The sequence below is a fragment of the Pseudomonas sp. 2hn genome, assembly GCF_019646095.1.
GTDB classification, from domain to species: domain Bacteria; phylum Pseudomonadota; class Gammaproteobacteria; order Pseudomonadales; family Pseudomonadaceae; genus Aquipseudomonas; species Aquipseudomonas peradeniyensis.
Map to the genome: position 1 here is coordinate 1,264,859 of NZ_CP081016.1, position 15,080 is coordinate 1,279,938.

Consider the following 15,080-nt stretch of genomic DNA (forward strand, 5'->3'; position numbering starts at 1 on the left):
CGTTCCTGTTAGTCAGTATCAGGCCGAGGTGCGCGGGATTGTGTCGTCCTTGCGCAGGGTGAAGATCTCGTAGCCGCTGGCGGTCACCACCAGGGTGTGTTCCCACTGGGCCGAGAGCTTGCGGTCCTTGGTGATGGCGGTCCAGCCGTCGCCCAGTACCTTGGTGTCGGCCTTGCCCTGGTTGATCATCGGCTCGATGGTGAAGGTCATGCCTTCCTTGAGCTCCATGCCGGTGCCGGCGCGGCCGTAGTGGAGGATTTGCGGCTCTTCGTGGAACACCTTGCCGATGCCGTGGCCGCAGAACTCGCGGACCACCGAGAAACCGTTCTTCTCGGCGTGTTTCTGGATCACTTCGCCGATGTCGCCCAGGCGGCAGCCGGGCTTGACCAGCTCGATGGCCTTGTACAGGCACTCCTGGGTGACCTTGGACAGGCGCTCGGCCCATGGCGCGACGGTGCCGACATGGAACATGCGGCTGGTGTCGCCGTGGTAGCCGTCCTTGATCACGGTCACGTCGATGTTGATGGTGTCGCCGTCCTTGAGCGCCTTGTCATTGGGGATGCCGTGGCAGACCACATGGTTGATCGAGGTGCAGATCGACTTGGGGAAGCCCTTGTAGTTGAGAGGGGCGGGGATCGCCTGCTGGACGTTGACGATGTAGTCGTGGCACAGGCGGTCGAGCTCTTCGGTGGTGACGCCGGGCTTGACGTGCTCCTCGATCATTTCCAGCACTTCGGCGGCCAGGCGGCCAGCGATGCGCATCTTCTCGATGTCTTCTGCGGTCTTGATGGTGACGGTCATGAACAGGCTCTCTACGGCGCCTTGTGTGGCGCGAACAAACGGGAAAGACCGGATTCTACCAGAGCGCGGCGGCGATCTGTCGGGAGAGTCCCCTGGATCCGGTGGTCTATTGAAGGCATTCTGGCCGCAAAGCACGGGTGCTGCAAAAGCCACTGACGGACGAAGCATGATCCGGGTTCCGTTCGCGCTCGGCCTGTGGTATAAAATGCGCCGCTTTCGGGGGATGTCCTCCGTCAGCTCAAACCCACACACGTGTCGACACGATGGCCTGGGTGCCCGGTTTCCCTGGAAGCACGGGTTGGTCATTGGGATACGTGGAGGCCCAACCCGACTTATCAAGGAACTATCATGTCCCAAGTCAACATGCGCGATATGCTGAAGGCCGGTGTGCACTTCGGCCACCAGACCCGTTACTGGAACCCGAAAATGGGCAAGTACATTTTCGGCGCGCGTAACAAGATCCACATCATCAACCTGGAAAAAACCCTGCCAATGTTCAACGAAGCTCTGTCCTTCGTAGAGCGCCTGGCCCAGGGCAAGAACAAGATCATGTTCGTCGGCACCAAGCGTTCCGCCGGCAAGATCGTCGCCGAGCAAGCTGCTCGTTGCGGTTCGCCATACGTTGATCACCGTTGGTTGGGCGGCATGCTGACCAACTACAAGACCATCCGCGCCTCGATCAAGCGTCTGCGCGACCTGGAAACCCAGGCCGAAGACGGCACCTTTGCCAAGCTGACCAAGAAAGAAGCCCTGATGCGTTCGCGCGATCTGGAAAAGCTGGACCGCAGCCTGGGTGGTATCAAGGACATGGGCGGCCTGCCTGATGCCCTGTTCGTGATCGACGTCGACCACGAGCGCATTGCTATCACCGAAGCCAACAAGTTGGGCATCCCGGTCATCGGCGTTGTCGATACCAACAGCAGCCCGGAAGGTGTTGACTACATCATCCCAGGTAACGATGACGCCATCCGCGCCATCGAGCTGTACATGACTTCGATGGCTGACGCCGTCATCCGCGGCCGCAACAACGTTGCCGGCGGTACTGAAGTCTACGCTGAAGAAGCGGCTGCACCTGCTGCTGAGTAATTGACGCCTGGCGTCTACTTGGCACGCAAAAAGGGGGCTTGGCCCCCTTTTTGCCACCTTGAAATCCTGCTGTCAGCAACGGCCCCGCATCATGGGCGAGCTGATATAAAGGCAGCGATTTGCAGAATTTAACGCCCGTGACGAGCGGGTGGAATGGTTGAAAAACTTTCCAAGAGGATTTTGAAATGGCAGCAATTACTGCGGCGCTGGTCAAAGAACTGCGCGAGCGTACCGGCGAAGGCATGATGGATTGCAAAAAGGCCCTGGAAAAGGCCGGCGGCGACATCGAGAAAGCCATTGACGACATGCGTGCCTCGGGCGCCATCAAGGCCGCCAAGAAGGCTGGCAACGTCGCTGCTGAAGGCGCTATCGCCGTCAAGACCGACGGTAAATCCGCCGTTCTGCTGGAAGTGAACTCGCAGACCGACTTCCTGGCCCTGCAAGACGACTTCAAGAACTTCGTTGCCGAAAGCATCGAAGAAGCCTTCGCCCAGAAGCTGACCGACGCCGCTCCGCTGATCGCCTCGCGTGAAGCCGCCCGTGAAGCCCTGGTTGCCAAGTGCGGCGAGAACGTCAACATCCGTCGCCTGGTGCGCGTTGAGGGTGACGTTGTCGGTGCCTACCTGCACGGCAACAAGATCGGTGCCGTTGTTGTCCTGAAAGGCGGCGACGTCGATCTGGCCAAGAACATCGCCATGCACGTTGCAGCCTCGAACCCAGAGTTCCTGGACGCGTCGGAAATCTCCGCCGAGGCCATCGAGCGCGAGAAGAACGTCTTCCTGCAGCTGAACGCCGACAAGATCGCCGGCAAGCCGGAAAACATCGTTGAGAACATGATCAACGGTCGTATCTCCAAGTTCAAAGCCGAAGCCTCGCTGAAAGAGCAAGCCTTCGTCATGGATCCGGAAGTCAAAGTCGGCGCGCTGGCCAAGAAAGCTGGTGCTGAAATCGTTTCCTTCACCTACTTCAAGGTCGGCGAAGGCATCGAGAAGCCGGTTGACGACTTCGCTGCCGAAGTTGCCGCCCAGGTAGCTGCCGCCAAGCAGTAAGACGGATTCGTCTGTCGCCCCGAAGAGGCTGCCCGCTTACGCGCGCAGCCTCTTTGTCAAAGCGGGAGCGGTTCACGAGACCGTTGCTCGCTGACGCATGAAGTGCGTCACGCTAGAGTTACGCGCAGGCTGAAACAGCCCGCCAGATTTTTACAAACGCCGCAGGAGAGATTCGCAATGGCTCAGCAGGGCAGTGGTCATCAGGCTCGCTATAAACGCATTCTACTCAAACTTAGCGGCGAGGCCCTGATGGGCTCGGAAGAGTTCGGGATCGACCCCAAGGTCCTGGATCGCATGGCGCTGGAAGTCGGCCAGCTGGTCGGCATCGGCGTTCAGGTCGGCCTGGTGATCGGTGGCGGCAACCTGTTCCGTGGCGCGGCGCTCAGTGCAGCCGGCATGGACCGCGTTACCGGCGACCACATGGGCATGCTGGCCACCGTGATGAACGGCCTGGCCATGCGCGACGCGCTGGAGCGGGCGAACATCACCGCCATCGTCATGTCGGCCATCTCCATGGTGGGTGTGACCGATCACTACGATCGCCGCAAGGCCATGCGCCACCTGAATTCCAAGGAAGTCGTGATCTTCGCTGCCGGTACCGGCAACCCGTTCTTCACCACCGACTCCGCCGCTTGCCTGCGCGCCATCGAAATCGATGCCGACGTGGTATTGAAGGCAACCAAGGTCGATGGTGTATACACTGCAGATCCATTCAAGGACCCGCATGCCGAGAAGTTCGATCATCTGTCCTACGATGAAGTGCTGGATCGCAAGCTGGGTGTAATGGACCTCACGGCAATCTGCCTTTGCCGCGATCACAAGATGCCGCTGCGCGTCTTCAACATGAACAAGCCCGGCGCCCTGCTCAACATTGTGCATGGTGGTGCGGAAGGAACTCTGATCGAGGAAGTTCAAAAATGATCAACGACATCAAGAAAGACGCCCAGGAGCGCATGGGCAAGTCCCTCGAGGCCCTGGCCCGCAACCTGGCGGCGATCCGTACCGGTCGCGCCCACCCAAGCATCCTGGACAGCGTCAAGGTGCCGGCCTGGGGCAGCGACATGCCGCTGAACCAGGTGGCTGCGATCACCGTCGAGGACGCCCGTACCCTGAAGATCGTCGCCCACGACAAGAACCTCAGCGCCGCCATCGAGAAGGCCATCCTGACCTCCGACCTGGGCCTGAACCCGTCCAGCGCCGGCACCACCATCCGCGTGCCGATGCCGGCCCTGACCGAGGAAACCCGCAAGGGCTACACCAAGCAGGCCAGCGGCGTTGCCGAGGACGCCAAGGTCGCTGTGCGCAACGTGCGTCGCGATGCCCTGGCCGACCTGAAGAAGCTGACCAAGGACAAGGAAATCAGCGAAGACGAAGAGCGTCGCGCGGCTGACGAGATCCAGAAGCTGACCGACAAGTTCGTCGCCGAAGTCGATGCCGCCTTCAAGGCCAAGGAAAAGGACCTGATGGCCGTTTGAGGCCAGGGTTGCTCTCTTAATGGAAAAGACCAAGTCGGCGGCACCGGGCTCGGTGCCGCGTCATGTCGCGATCATCATGGATGGCAACAACCGCTGGGCGAAGAAACGTCTTCTGCCCGGCGTCGCCGGCCACAAGGCCGGCGTGGATGCCGTTCGCGCGGTGATCGAAGTCTGCGCCGAGGCCAAGGTCGAGGTGCTCACGCTCTTCGCCTTCTCCAGCGAGAACTGGCAGCGTCCGGCCGAGGAGGTCGGCGCGCTGATGGAACTGTTCTTCTCGGCATTGCGTCGCGAGGCCAAGCGCCTGAACGACAACAACATCAGCCTGCGCATCATCGGTGATCGCTCGCGCTTCCACCCTGAGCTTCAGGCGGCGATGCGCGAAGCCGAAGCGGCGACGGTGGGCAGCAACCGCTTCATCCTGCAGATCGCCGCCAATTACGGCGGTCAGTGGGATATCGCCCAGGCCGCACAGCGCCTGGCGCGGGAAGTCCAGGCCGGTCACCTGCGCCCCGAGGACATCACCCCGGACCTGCTGCAGACCTGCCTGGCCACCGGCGACCTGCCGTTGCCCGACCTGTGCATCCGCACCGGCGGCGAGCACCGCATCAGCAATTTCCTGCTGTGGCAGCTGGCCTACGCCGAACTGTACTTCTCCGACCTCTACTGGCCGGACTTCAAACACGAGGCCATGCGCAACGCGCTGGCCGATTTCGCTTCGCGCCAGCGCCGCTTCGGTAAGACCAGCGAGCAGGTCGAAGCCGGAGCCCGTGCTTAATGCTTAAACAACGCATCATTACCGCGCTGATCCTGCTGCCGATCGCGTTGGGTGGTTTCTTCCTGCTCAACGGTGGGGATTTCGCCCTGTTCATCGGCTTCGTGGTAACGCTCGGCGCCTGGGAGTGGGCACGCCTGGCCGGCCTGGTGGCGCAGCCGCTGCGCATTGCCTACGCCGCCGTGGTGGCGGGCGGCCTGATGCTGCTCTACCTGATGCCCGACCTTGCGCCCTGGGTGCTGGGCGCCTCGGTGATCTGGTGGGCCCTGGCCACCTGGCTGGTGCTGACCTATCCGCGTAGCGGCGAGCTGTGGAGCAGCGCCGCCTGTCGCCTGCTGATCGGCCTGCTGGTGCTGCTGCCTGCCTGGCAGGGCTTGGTGCTGCTCAAGCACTGGCCGCTGGGCAACTGGCTGATCCTGTCGGTGATGGTCCTGGTCTGGGCTGCCGATATCGGCGCGTACTTCTCCGGCCGGGCTTTCGGCAAGCGCAAGCTGGCGCCGCAGGTCAGCCCGGGCAAGAGCTGGGAGGGTGTCTATGGCGGTCTCGCGGTCAGCCTGCTGATCACCCTGGCCGTGGGTTTCGCCCGCGACTGGAGTATTGGTCAGGTGCTGCTGGGCCTGCTGGGGGCTGTCGTTGTAGTGATGTCCTCGGTGGTCGGCGACCTGACCGAAAGCATGTTCAAGCGCCGTGAAGGCATCAAGGACAGCAGTAACCTGCTGCCGGGTCATGGCGGCGTGCTCGATCGCATTGACAGCCTGACCGCGGCGATTCCGATGTTTGCCGTGCTGCTGTGGGCGGCTGAGTGGGGTGTGATGTGAGTGCCGTGCAACGCATAACCGTGCTGGGGGCCACCGGCTCCATCGGCCTGAGCACGCTGGATGTCATTGCCCGGCACCCTGACCGTTACCAGGTGTTCGCCCTGAGCGGCTATTCGCGCATCGACGAACTGCTGGCCCTGTGCGAGCGTCATCGTCCGGCCTTCGCCGTGGTGCCGAGCGCCGAGGCGGCCCTGCGCCTGCGCCAGGGGCTGGCCGCGGCGGGCTGCGCCACCGAGGTGCTCGAGGGTGAGGCCGGGTTGTGTCAGGTGGCCGCTGCGTCCGAGGTGGATACCGTGATGGCGGCCATCGTCGGCGCGGCCGGCCTGCGCCCGACCTTGGCCGCTGTCGAGGCGGGCAAGAAGGTGCTGCTGGCCAACAAAGAGGCCCTGGTGATGTCCGGGGCCCTGTTCATGGAGGCGGTGCACCGCAGTGGTTCGGTATTGCTGCCGATCGACAGCGAACACAACGCGATCTTCCAGTGCATGCCCGGCGATTACGCCCGTGGCCTGGGCGCTGTCGGCGTGCGCCGGATCCTGCTGACCGCCTCCGGCGGGCCGTTCCGCGAAACCCCTGCTGAAGTATTGCTGGATGTAACGCCGGAGCAGGCCTGCGCGCATCCGAACTGGTCCATGGGGCGCAAGATCTCGGTCGATTCGGCCAGCATGCTGAACAAAGGCCTGGAGCTGATCGAGGCCTGCTGGCTGTTCGATGCCAAGCCGTCGCAGATTGAAGTGGTGGTGCACCCGCAGAGTGTCATTCACTCGCTGGTGGACTACGTCGATGGCTCGGTGCTTGCTCAGCTGGGCAACCCGGACATGCGCACGCCGATCTCCAACGCCCTGGCCTGGCCGGAGCGGATCGATTCGGGCGTCGCGCCGCTGGATCTGTTCGCCATCGCCCGTCTGGATTTCCAGGCGCCCGACGAACAGCGCTTCCCATGCCTGCGCCTGGCGCGTCAGGCTGCCGAGGCGGGCAACAGCGCGCCGGCGGTGCTCAACGCCGCCAACGAAGTGGCCGTCGAGGCGTTTCTCCAGCGGCGTATCCGCTTCCCGGAGATCGCGGGTATGATCGAACAGGTGCTCGACCAGGAGCCCGTGGTGGCCTTGCCCACCCTCGAGGCGGTGTTCGCCGCCGACCAGCGTGCCCGGGAGCTGTCCCGGGAGTGGCTGCGACGCCACGGCCGCTGAAGCCTGCGGCCGACTCCGCCGAATGTCACCCGGAGATTGGACATGACTGCGCTCTACATGATTGTCGGCACCCTGATTGCACTGGGTGTGCTGGTTACCTTCCACGAGTTCGGCCACTTCTGGGTGGCGCGGCGCTGCGGGGTCAAGGTCCTGCGCTTCTCGGTGGGCTTCGGCACGCCGCTGGTGCGTTGGCATGACCGGCACGGCACCGAGTTCGTCGTCGCCGCGATCCCCCTGGGCGGCTACGTCAAGATGCTCGACGAGCGCGAGGGCGAGGTCCCGCCGGCGCTGGTCGAGCAGTCGTTCAACCGCAAGTCGGTCCGTCAGCGCATCGCCATCGTGGCCGCCGGTCCCATCGCCAACTTCCTGCTCGCCATCCTGTTCTTCTGGGTGGTGGCCATGCTGGGTTCGCAGCAGGTGCGTCCGGTCATCGGTGGCGTCGAGGCCGGCAGCCTGGCGGCCAGCGCCGGCCTGAGCGTCGGCCAGGAAATCGTCTCCATCGATGGCGAACCGACCAATGGCTGGTCAGCGGTCAACCTGCAGCTGGTGCGCCGTCTCGGCGAGAGCGGCACGCTGCGGGTCGGGGTGCTCGATGAGGGGGCGACCGCTGAGCGTCAATTGAATATTTCCCTGAATCAATGGCTCAAGGGCGTCGACGAGCCCGAGCCGATCCAGTCCCTTGGCCTGCGCCCCTGGCGCCCGGCGGTGGTGCCGGTGCTGGCTGAGATCGATCCGAAGGGGCCGGCCGCCGCAGCCGGCCTCAAGACCGGTGACAAGCTGCTGGCGCTCGACGGCGTTGAGCTGGCCGACTGGCAGCAGGTGGTCGACGCGGTCCGTGCCCGTCCCGAGAAAAAGGTCAGCCTGCGCATCGAGCGCGACGGCGCGCCGCTCGAGGTTGCCGTCACCCTGGCGCGCAAAGGCGAGGGCCAGGCTTCTGGCGGCTACCTCGGCGCCGGGGTCAAGGCCGCCGAGTGGCCGGCGAAGATGCTCCGCGAGGTCAGCTATGGGCCGCTGGAAGCAGTCGGCGAGGGACTTTCCCGCACCTGGAACATGAGCATCCTGACCCTCGAATCGCTGAAGAAAATGCTGTTCGGGGAGCTCTCGGTAAAAAACTTGAGCGGACCGATAACCATTGCTAAAGTGGCGGGCGCTTCAGCCCAGTCGGGCGTTGGGGATTTCCTGAATTTCCTGGCCTACCTGAGCATAAGCCTGGGGGTTCTGAACCTGCTGCCCATCCCGGTACTGGATGGGGGGCATTTGCTGTTCTACCTGATCGAGTGGGCGCGCGGTCGTCCGCTCTCGGATCGGGTGCAGGGTTGGGGGGTCCAGATCGGTATCAGTTTGGTCGTCGGGGTGATGTTGCTCGCCCTGATCAACGATCTGGGTCGACTATAAAAGCTTCGCTCAATCGCGAAACCTGCTGCCTTGTCGCGGCAGGTTGTTTATTGCCAGTTGGAATAAAAGGACTTCATGAAACGTCTGCTGCTAACTGCGGTGCTCTCCGCACTGATGATCGCTGAAGTTCACGCCGAGTCCTTCACCATCTCCGATATTCGTGTCAACGGCCTGCAGCGGGTGTCCGCCGGCAGCGTGTTCGGCGCGTTGCCGCTGAACGTCGGTGACCAGGTCGACGACCGCCGTCTGGTCGAATCGACCCGCTCGCTGTTCAAGACCGGCTTCTTCCAGGACATCCAGCTGAACCGCGACGGCAATGTCCTGATCATCAACGTGGTCGAGCGCCCCTCGGTGTCGAGCATCGAGATCGAAGGCAACAAGGCGATCAGCACCGAAGACCTGATGAAGGGCCTGAAACAGTCGGGCCTGGCCGAAGGCGAGATCTTCCAGCGCGCGACGCTGGAAGGCGTGCGTAACGAACTGCAGCGCCAGTACGTGGCCCAGGGCCGCTACTCCGCGGAGGTCGACGCCGAGGTCGTGCCGCAGCCGCGCAACCGCGTCGGCCTGAAGATCAAGATCAACGAAGGCACCGTGGCCGCGATCCAGCACATCAACGTGGTGGGCAACACGGTCTTCGACGACGAGACCCTCGGCCAGCTGTTCGAGCTCAAGACCACCAACTGGCTGTCGTTCTTCAAGAACGACGACAAGTACGCCCGGGAAAAGCTCTCCGGTGACCTGGAGCGCCTGCGTTCCTACTACCTGGACCGCGGCTACATCAACATGGACATCGCGTCCACCCAGGTGTCGATCACTCCGGACAAGAAGCACGTCTACATCACCGTCAACATCAACGAGGGCGAGAAGTACACCGTCCGCGACGTGAAGCTGTCCGGTGACCTGAAAGTGCCGGAAGACCAGGTCAAGTCGCTGCTGCTGGTGCAGCCGGGCCAGGTGTTCTCGCGCAAGGTGATGACCACCACTTCCGACCTGATCACCCGTCGTCTGGGTAACGAAGGCTACACCTTCGCCAACGTCAACGGCGTGCCGCAGCCGAACGACCAGGATCACACCGTCGACATCATGTTCGTCGTCGATCCGGGCAAGCGTGCGTACGTCAACCGCATCAACTACCGCGGCAACACCAAGACCGAAGACGAAGTGCTGCGTCGCGAAATGCGTCAGATGGAAGGTGGCTGGGCCTCGACCTACCTGATCGACCAGTCCAAGACCCGCCTCGAGCGCCTAGGCTTCTTCAAGGAAGTCAACGTCGAGACGCCGCCGGTGCCGGGCACCGACGACCAGGTCGACGTCAACTACAGCGTCGAAGAGCAGGCCTCCGGCTCGATTACCGCCAGCGTCGGTTTCGCCCAGAGCGCCGGCCTGATCCTGGGTGGCTCGATCAGCCAGAACAACTTCCTCGGTACCGGTAACAAGGTCTCCATCGGCCTGACCCGTTCCGAATACCAGACCCGCTACAACTTCGGCTACGTCGATCCCTACTTCACCGCCGATGGCGTGAGCCTGGGCTACAACGCCTTCTACCGCAGCACTGACTACGACGACCTCGACGTCGACGTGGCCAGCTATGCGGTGGACAGCCTCGGTGCCGGTGTCAGCCTCGGCTACCCGATCAGCGAGACCTCGCGCCTGACCTACGGCCTGACCGTGCAGCAGGACAAGATCAAGACCGGCCGCTACACCGTCGACGAGATCTTCAAGTTCCTCCAGGACGAGGGCGACAACTTCCTGAACTTCAAGGCCTCGATCGGCTGGTCCGAGTCGACCCTGAACAAAGGCGTGCTGGCCACTCGTGGTCACTCCCAGAGCCTGACCCTGGAAACCACCGTGCCGGGCAGCGACCTGTCGTTCTACAAGCTCGACTACCGTGGCCAGCTGTTCAAGCCGATCAACAACGAGTACACCCTGCGCCTGCACACCGAACTGGGCTATGGTGATGGTTTCGGCTCGACCTCCGGCCTGCCGTTCTATGAAAACTACTACGCGGGCGGCTTCAACTCCGTGCGCGGCTTCAAGGACAGCACCCTGGGTCCACGCAGCACCCCGAGCCGTGGCGCTGCGGTAACCGGCAACCAGGGCACCATCGCCGACCCGGACCAGGATCCGCTGCCGTTCGGTGGCAACGTCCTCGTCCAGGGTGGCGTGGAGCTGCTGTTCCCGCTGCCGTTCGTCAAGGATCAGCGTTCGCTGCGCACGTCCGTATTCTGGGACGTGGGTAACGTGTTCGACACCAACTGCGGCTCCAAGCCCGATTGCACCAAGGTCGGATTCTCGGACATGGCCAGCTCGGTCGGTCTGGGCGTGACCTGGATCACCGCGCTGGGCCCGTTGAGCTTCAGCCTGGCGATGCCGATCAAGAAGCCGGACGACGCCGACACGCAAGTGTTCCAATTCTCTCTGGGCCAGACCTTCTGAGGTCGGCCCTTGCATAACGACAACGGATTATCCAGGAGTGCATCGTGCGTAAGTTGACCCAACTGGCCCTCGTGGCCGCGGCGCTGGTCGCCACCCCGGCTTTCGCCGAAATGAAAGTTGCCGTGCTGAACTATCAGATGGCCCTGCTGGAATCCGACGCGGCCAAGAAGTACGCCGTTGACGCCGAGAAGAAGTTCGGCCCGCAACTGACCAAGCTCAAGGGCCTGGAAAGCAGCGCCAAGGGTATCCAGGATCGCCTGATCAAGGGCGGCGACAAGATGCCTCAGCCTGAGCGTGAACGCCTGGAGCTCGAGTTCAAGCAAAAAGCCCGCGACTTCCAGTTCCAGTCCAAGGAACTCAACGAAGCCAAGGCCGTGGCCGACCGCGACATGCTCAAGCAGCTCAAGCCGAAACTTGACGGCGCTGTCGAGGAAGTGATCAAGAAGGGCGGTTTCGACCTGGTTCTGGAGCGTGGCGCGGTCATCGATGTCAAGCCGCAGTACGACATCACCCGCCAGGTCATCGAGCGCATGAACCAAGCCCGTTGATATGACCGTGACCATGACGCTCGGCCAGCTGGCCGAGGCCCTCGGGGCCGAACTCAAAGGCCCCGAGGCGCTGCAGATCACCGGGCTGGCCACCTTGCAGGAGGCCGGTTCCGGGCAGTTGAGCTTCCTGGCCAACAAGCAGTACCGCAAATTCCTGGACGACTCCACGGCCAGCGCGGTATTGCTCAAGGCCGAGGACGCCGAAGGTTTTGCCGGCAACGCCCTGATCGTTCCCGATCCTTACCTGGCCTATGCACGCATTTCGCACCTGTTCGATCCGAAGCCCAAGGCTGTGGCGGGAGTCCATCCCAGCGCCGTGGTTGCCGAGGATGCCCAGGTGGATGCCAGCGCCAGCATCGGCCCGTTCGCGGTGATCGAGAGCGGCGCGCGCATTGGCGCCAACGTGACGGTCGGCGCGCACTGTTTCGTCGGCGCCCGCTGCGTCATCGGCGAGGGCGGCTGGCTGGCCCCACGGGTCACGCTGTATCACGACGTGACCATCGGCAAGCGCGTGGTCATCCAGTCCGGCGCGGTGATCGGTGGCGAGGGCTTCGGCTTTGCCAACGAGAAGGGTATCTGGCGCAAGATCGCGCAGATCGGCGGCGTCACCCTGGGTGATGACGTGGAGATCGGGGTGAACACCGCGGTAGACCGCGGCGCGCTGTCGGACACCCGCATCGGTGATGGCGTCAAGCTCGACAACCAGATCCAGATCGCCCACAACGTGCAGGTCGGCGACCACACGGCGATGGCGGCCTGCGTCGGGATTTCCGGCAGCACCCGCATCGGCAAGCATTGCATGATCGCCGGTGGCGTCGGGATGGTCGGCCACATCGACGTCTGCGACAATGTCTTCGTTTCCGGCATGACCATGGTGACCCGTTCGATTACCGAGCCGGGTGGCTATTCTTCCGGTACGGCCATGCAACCCTTGGCCGAGTGGCGCAAGAGCGCCGCTCGCATTCGCCAGCTGGACGAGATGTCCAAGCGTCTCCAGCAGCTGGAAAAGCGTGTCGACACCGTGACCTCAGGTGGCCAGCCGACATCAGAAGGCTGATACCATTTACTGAGCAAGCGTTACAGTCGCTAGCTGGCTCCTCTTTGGATCTGCAAAAGGAGCGTGTGGTCAGCACCTGCGCTCCCTATTCTTATACAGGCTTCCCCCCGAAATGATGGACATCAACGAGATTCGCGAATACCTGCCTCACCGTTACCCGTTCCTGCTGGTGGACCGTGTGACGGACCTGGACTTCGAGGCCCAAAGCATTCGTGCCTACAAGAATGTCAGCATCAACGAGCCGTTCTTCAATGGCCACTTCCCGGCGCATCCGATCATGCCGGGCGTGCTGATCATCGAGGCGATGGCCCAGGCGGCCGGGATTCTCGGATTCAAGATGCTCGACGCCAAGCCGGCGGACGGCACCCTCTACTACTTCGTCGGCTCCGACAAGCTGCGCTTCCGCCAGCCGGTGCTGCCGGGCGACCAGCTGGTGCTGGAAGCCAAGTTCCTCAGCCGCAAGAGCATGATCTGGAAGTTCGAGTGCCGCGCCCTGGTGGACGGCAAGCCGGTCTGCTCGGCCGAGATCACCTGCGCGGAACGCTCCCTATGAGTTCGATTGACCCAAGGGCGATCATCGACCCCTCGGCCAAGTTGGCCGAGGGCGTCGAGGTCGGCCCCTGGTCGATCGTAGGCCCCGATGTGGAAATCGGGGAGGGCACCGTCATCGGTCCGCACGTGGTGCTCAAGGGGCCGACCCGCATCGGCAAGCACAACCGCATCTACCAGTTTTCCTCGATCGGCGAAGACACCCCTGACCTGAAGTACAAGGGTGAGCCGACGCGCCTGGTGATCGGTGACCACAACGTGATCCGCGAGGGTGTCACCATCCACCGCGGCACCGTGCAGGACCGTTCGGAAACGACCCTGGGCGATCACAACCTGATCATGGCCTATGCCCACATCGGCCACGACAGCGTCATCGGCAACCACTGCATCCTGGTCAACAACACCGCGCTGGCGGGCCATGTGCATGTCGGCGACTGGGCGATCCTGTCCGGCTACACCCTGGTGCACCAGTACTGCCATATCGGCGCCCACGCGTTTTCCGGCATGGGCACCGCGATCGGCAAGGACGTACCGGCTTACGTCACGGTGTTCGGCAGCCCGGCCGAGGCGCGCAGCATGAACTTCGAAGGCCTGCGCCGTCGCGGTTTCAGCGACGAAGTGCTGCACGCCCTGCGTCGCGCCTACAAGATCGTCTACCGCCAGGGCCTGACCGTCGAAGAGGCGCTCAAGGAGCTGGATGAGCTGGTCACGCAGTTCCCCGAAGTCGACCTGTTCCGCCAATCGATCGCCAATTCCGCACGCGGCATCACCCGCTGACATGGCCCAGCTCTGCGTGGCGCTGGTCGCGGGCGAGGCCAGCGGCGACATTCTCGGTTCCGGCCTGATGCGCGCCATCAAGGCACGTCATCCCGATGTACGGTTCATCGGTGTTGGCGGTCCCTTGATGGAAGCCGAGGGCATGACCTCCTACTTTCCGATGGAACGCCTGGCCGTCATGGGCCTGGTCGAGGTGCTCGGGCGCCTGCGCGAGCTGCTCAAGCGGCGCAAGGAACTGATCCAGACACTGATCGGCGAAAAGCCCGACGTGTTCATCGGCATCGATGCCCCCGATTTCACCCTCAATATCGAACTCAAGCTGCGTCAGGCCGGGATCAAGACGGTGCATTACGTCAGCCCGTCGGTCTGGGCCTGGCGGCAGAAGCGCGTGCTGAAGATTCGCGAGGGCTGCGACCTGATGCTCACCCTGCTGCCGTTCGAGGCGCGCTTCTATGAAGAGCAGGGCGTGCCGGTGCGTTTCGTCGGCCATCCGCTGGCGGACACCATTCCCCTGGAGGCCGACCGAGGCGCGGCGCGTGCCGAACTGGGCCTGGGCGAAGGGCCGGTGATCGCGTTGATGCCTGGCAGTCGGGGCGGTGAGGTGGGACGCCTGGGGGCCTTGTTCCTCGATGCCGCCCAGCGCCTGCGCGAGCTGGTGCCCGGCGCTCGCTTCGTGCTGCCGTGCGCGAATGCTGCCCGGCGCGCCCAGGTCGAGCAGATGCTCGAAGGGCGCGAGCTGCCGCTGACCCTGCTGGATGGCCGCTCGCACCAGGCGCTGGCCGCCTGTGACGCGGTGCTGATCGCCTCCGGCACCGCCACCCTGGAAGCGATGCTGTACAAGCGACCGATGGTGGTGGCCTACCGCCTGGCACCGCTGACGTACTGGATCCTCAAGCGCATGGTCAAGAGCCCGTACGTGTCGCTGCCCAACCTGCTGGCCCAGCGCCTGCTGGTACCGGAGCTGCTGCAGGACGCCGCGACCAGCGAAGCCCTGGCGCAGACCCTGGCACCACTGGTCAAGGACGGCTCGCAGCAGACCGACAGCTTCGACCAGATCCACCGCACCCTGCGCCGCGACGCCTCCAACCAGGCGGCCGACGCGGTGCTCGCCCTGTTGAAGGACCGCTGAC

General features: G+C 63.4%; 15 protein-coding genes. 14 read left to right on the top strand and 1 reads right to left on the bottom strand.

From position 1 onward, the window contains the following. Nucleotides 1–18: 18 nt before the first annotated feature. Complete coding sequence (gene map, locus K2O50_RS05870) at nt 19–801, bottom strand: type I methionyl aminopeptidase (RefSeq protein WP_050704409.1); 783 nt, start codon at nt 799–801, stop codon at nt 19–21. Nucleotides 802–1,149: 348 nt separating this feature from the next. On the opposite strand from map, the gene rpsB reads away from it, so the two are divergent. The 14 genes from rpsB (at nt 1,150) to lpxB (ending at nt 15,079) form a co-directional block, all read left to right on the top strand. Then, entirely contained in the window at nt 1,150–1,887 is a 738-nt protein-coding gene (rpsB, locus tag K2O50_RS05875) for a 30S ribosomal protein S2 (RefSeq protein ID WP_028690678.1), read from the top strand. A 185-nt stretch (nt 1,888–2,072) separates the two neighbouring features. Next, a complete protein-coding gene (tsf, locus tag K2O50_RS05880) occupies nt 2,073–2,936 on the top strand; it encodes a translation elongation factor Ts (protein WP_050704410.1) in 864 nt (287 codons plus the stop codon). A 177-nt stretch (nt 2,937–3,113) separates the two neighbouring features. Continuing rightward, nucleotides 3,114–3,857, top strand: coding sequence for a UMP kinase (gene pyrH, locus K2O50_RS05885; RefSeq protein WP_028690676.1), 744 nt, complete (start codon nt 3,114–3,116; stop codon nt 3,855–3,857). After that, on the top strand, nt 3,854–4,411 hold the full coding sequence (frr, locus tag K2O50_RS05890) for a ribosome recycling factor (RefSeq protein WP_028690675.1): 558 nt from the start codon (nt 3,854–3,856) through the stop codon (nt 4,409–4,411). Before pyrH ends, frr begins: the two co-directional genes overlap by 4 nt. Before the next feature lie 19 nt (nt 4,412–4,430). Continuing rightward, entirely contained in the window at nt 4,431–5,186 is a 756-nt protein-coding gene (gene uppS, locus K2O50_RS05895; RefSeq protein ID WP_028690674.1) for a polyprenyl diphosphate synthase, read from the top strand. Then, on the top strand, nt 5,186–6,001 hold the full coding sequence (locus K2O50_RS05900) for a phosphatidate cytidylyltransferase (RefSeq protein ID WP_050704411.1): 816 nt from the start codon (nt 5,186–5,188) through the stop codon (nt 5,999–6,001). Before uppS ends, K2O50_RS05900 begins: the two co-directional genes overlap by 1 nt. Then, nucleotides 5,998–7,188, top strand: a complete 1,191-nt coding sequence (gene ispC / locus K2O50_RS05905; protein ID WP_050704412.1) for a 1-deoxy-D-xylulose-5-phosphate reductoisomerase — start codon at nt 5,998–6,000, stop codon at nt 7,186–7,188. The genes K2O50_RS05900 and ispC overlap by 4 nt, the downstream gene beginning before the upstream one ends. A 42-nt stretch (nt 7,189–7,230) precedes the next feature. Continuing rightward, nucleotides 7,231–8,583 (top strand): RIP metalloprotease RseP, encoded by a 1,353-nt coding sequence (gene rseP, locus K2O50_RS05910; RefSeq protein WP_050704413.1) that lies wholly within the window; start codon nt 7,231–7,233, stop codon nt 8,581–8,583. A gap of 75 nt (nt 8,584–8,658) precedes the next feature. Further along, nucleotides 8,659–11,019 (top strand): outer membrane protein assembly factor BamA, encoded by a 2,361-nt coding sequence (gene bamA / locus K2O50_RS05915; RefSeq protein ID WP_050704414.1) that lies wholly within the window; start codon nt 8,659–8,661, stop codon nt 11,017–11,019. A gap of 44 nt (nt 11,020–11,063) precedes the next feature. Then, nucleotides 11,064–11,567, top strand: a complete 504-nt coding sequence (locus K2O50_RS05920) for an OmpH family outer membrane protein (RefSeq protein WP_023629834.1) — start codon at nt 11,064–11,066, stop codon at nt 11,565–11,567. Between the two features lies 1 nt (nt 11,568). Next, nucleotides 11,569–12,624, top strand: a complete 1,056-nt coding sequence (gene lpxD / locus K2O50_RS05925; protein ID WP_050704415.1) for a UDP-3-O-(3-hydroxymyristoyl)glucosamine N-acyltransferase — start codon at nt 11,569–11,571, stop codon at nt 12,622–12,624. A 112-nt stretch (nt 12,625–12,736) separates the two neighbouring features. After that, nucleotides 12,737–13,177: a 3-hydroxyacyl-ACP dehydratase FabZ gene (gene fabZ, locus K2O50_RS05930; protein WP_003252314.1), complete on the top strand. Its 441-nt coding sequence runs from the start codon at nt 12,737–12,739 to the stop codon at nt 13,175–13,177. Further along, complete coding sequence (lpxA, locus tag K2O50_RS05935; RefSeq protein ID WP_028690667.1) at nt 13,174–13,950, top strand: acyl-ACP--UDP-N-acetylglucosamine O-acyltransferase; 777 nt, start codon at nt 13,174–13,176, stop codon at nt 13,948–13,950. The genes fabZ and lpxA overlap by 4 nt, the downstream gene beginning before the upstream one ends. A gap of 1 nt (nt 13,951) precedes the next feature. Further along, complete coding sequence (gene lpxB, locus K2O50_RS05940; RefSeq protein ID WP_050704416.1) at nt 13,952–15,079, top strand: lipid-A-disaccharide synthase; 1,128 nt, start codon at nt 13,952–13,954, stop codon at nt 15,077–15,079. The last annotated feature ends 1 nt before the right edge of the window (nt 15,080 follow it).

Coding starts and splice junctions, on each gene's coding strand:
- pyrH (WP_028690676.1), top strand. CDS start 3,114: ATGGCTCAGCAGGGCAGTGGTCATCAGGCTCGCTATAAACGCATTCTA.
- uppS (WP_028690674.1), top strand. CDS start 4,431: ATGGAAAAGACCAAGTCGGCGGCACCGGGCTCGGTGCCGCGTCATGTC.
- lpxD (WP_050704415.1), top strand. CDS start 11,569: ATGACCGTGACCATGACGCTCGGCCAGCTGGCCGAGGCCCTCGGGGCC.
- bamA (WP_050704414.1), top strand. CDS start 8,659: ATGAAACGTCTGCTGCTAACTGCGGTGCTCTCCGCACTGATGATCGCT.
- rpsB (WP_028690678.1), top strand. CDS start 1,150: ATGTCCCAAGTCAACATGCGCGATATGCTGAAGGCCGGTGTGCACTTC.
- frr (WP_028690675.1), top strand. CDS start 3,854: ATGATCAACGACATCAAGAAAGACGCCCAGGAGCGCATGGGCAAGTCC.
- fabZ (WP_003252314.1), top strand. CDS start 12,737: ATGATGGACATCAACGAGATTCGCGAATACCTGCCTCACCGTTACCCG.
- rseP (WP_050704413.1), top strand. CDS start 7,231: ATGACTGCGCTCTACATGATTGTCGGCACCCTGATTGCACTGGGTGTG.
- map (WP_050704409.1), bottom strand. CDS start 801: ATGACCGTCACCATCAAGACCGCAGAAGACATCGAGAAGATGCGCATC.
- lpxB (WP_050704416.1), top strand. CDS start 13,952: ATGGCCCAGCTCTGCGTGGCGCTGGTCGCGGGCGAGGCCAGCGGCGAC.
- tsf (WP_050704410.1), top strand. CDS start 2,073: ATGGCAGCAATTACTGCGGCGCTGGTCAAAGAACTGCGCGAGCGTACC.
- K2O50_RS05900 (WP_050704411.1), top strand. CDS start 5,186: ATGCTTAAACAACGCATCATTACCGCGCTGATCCTGCTGCCGATCGCG.
- lpxA (WP_028690667.1), top strand. CDS start 13,174: ATGAGTTCGATTGACCCAAGGGCGATCATCGACCCCTCGGCCAAGTTG.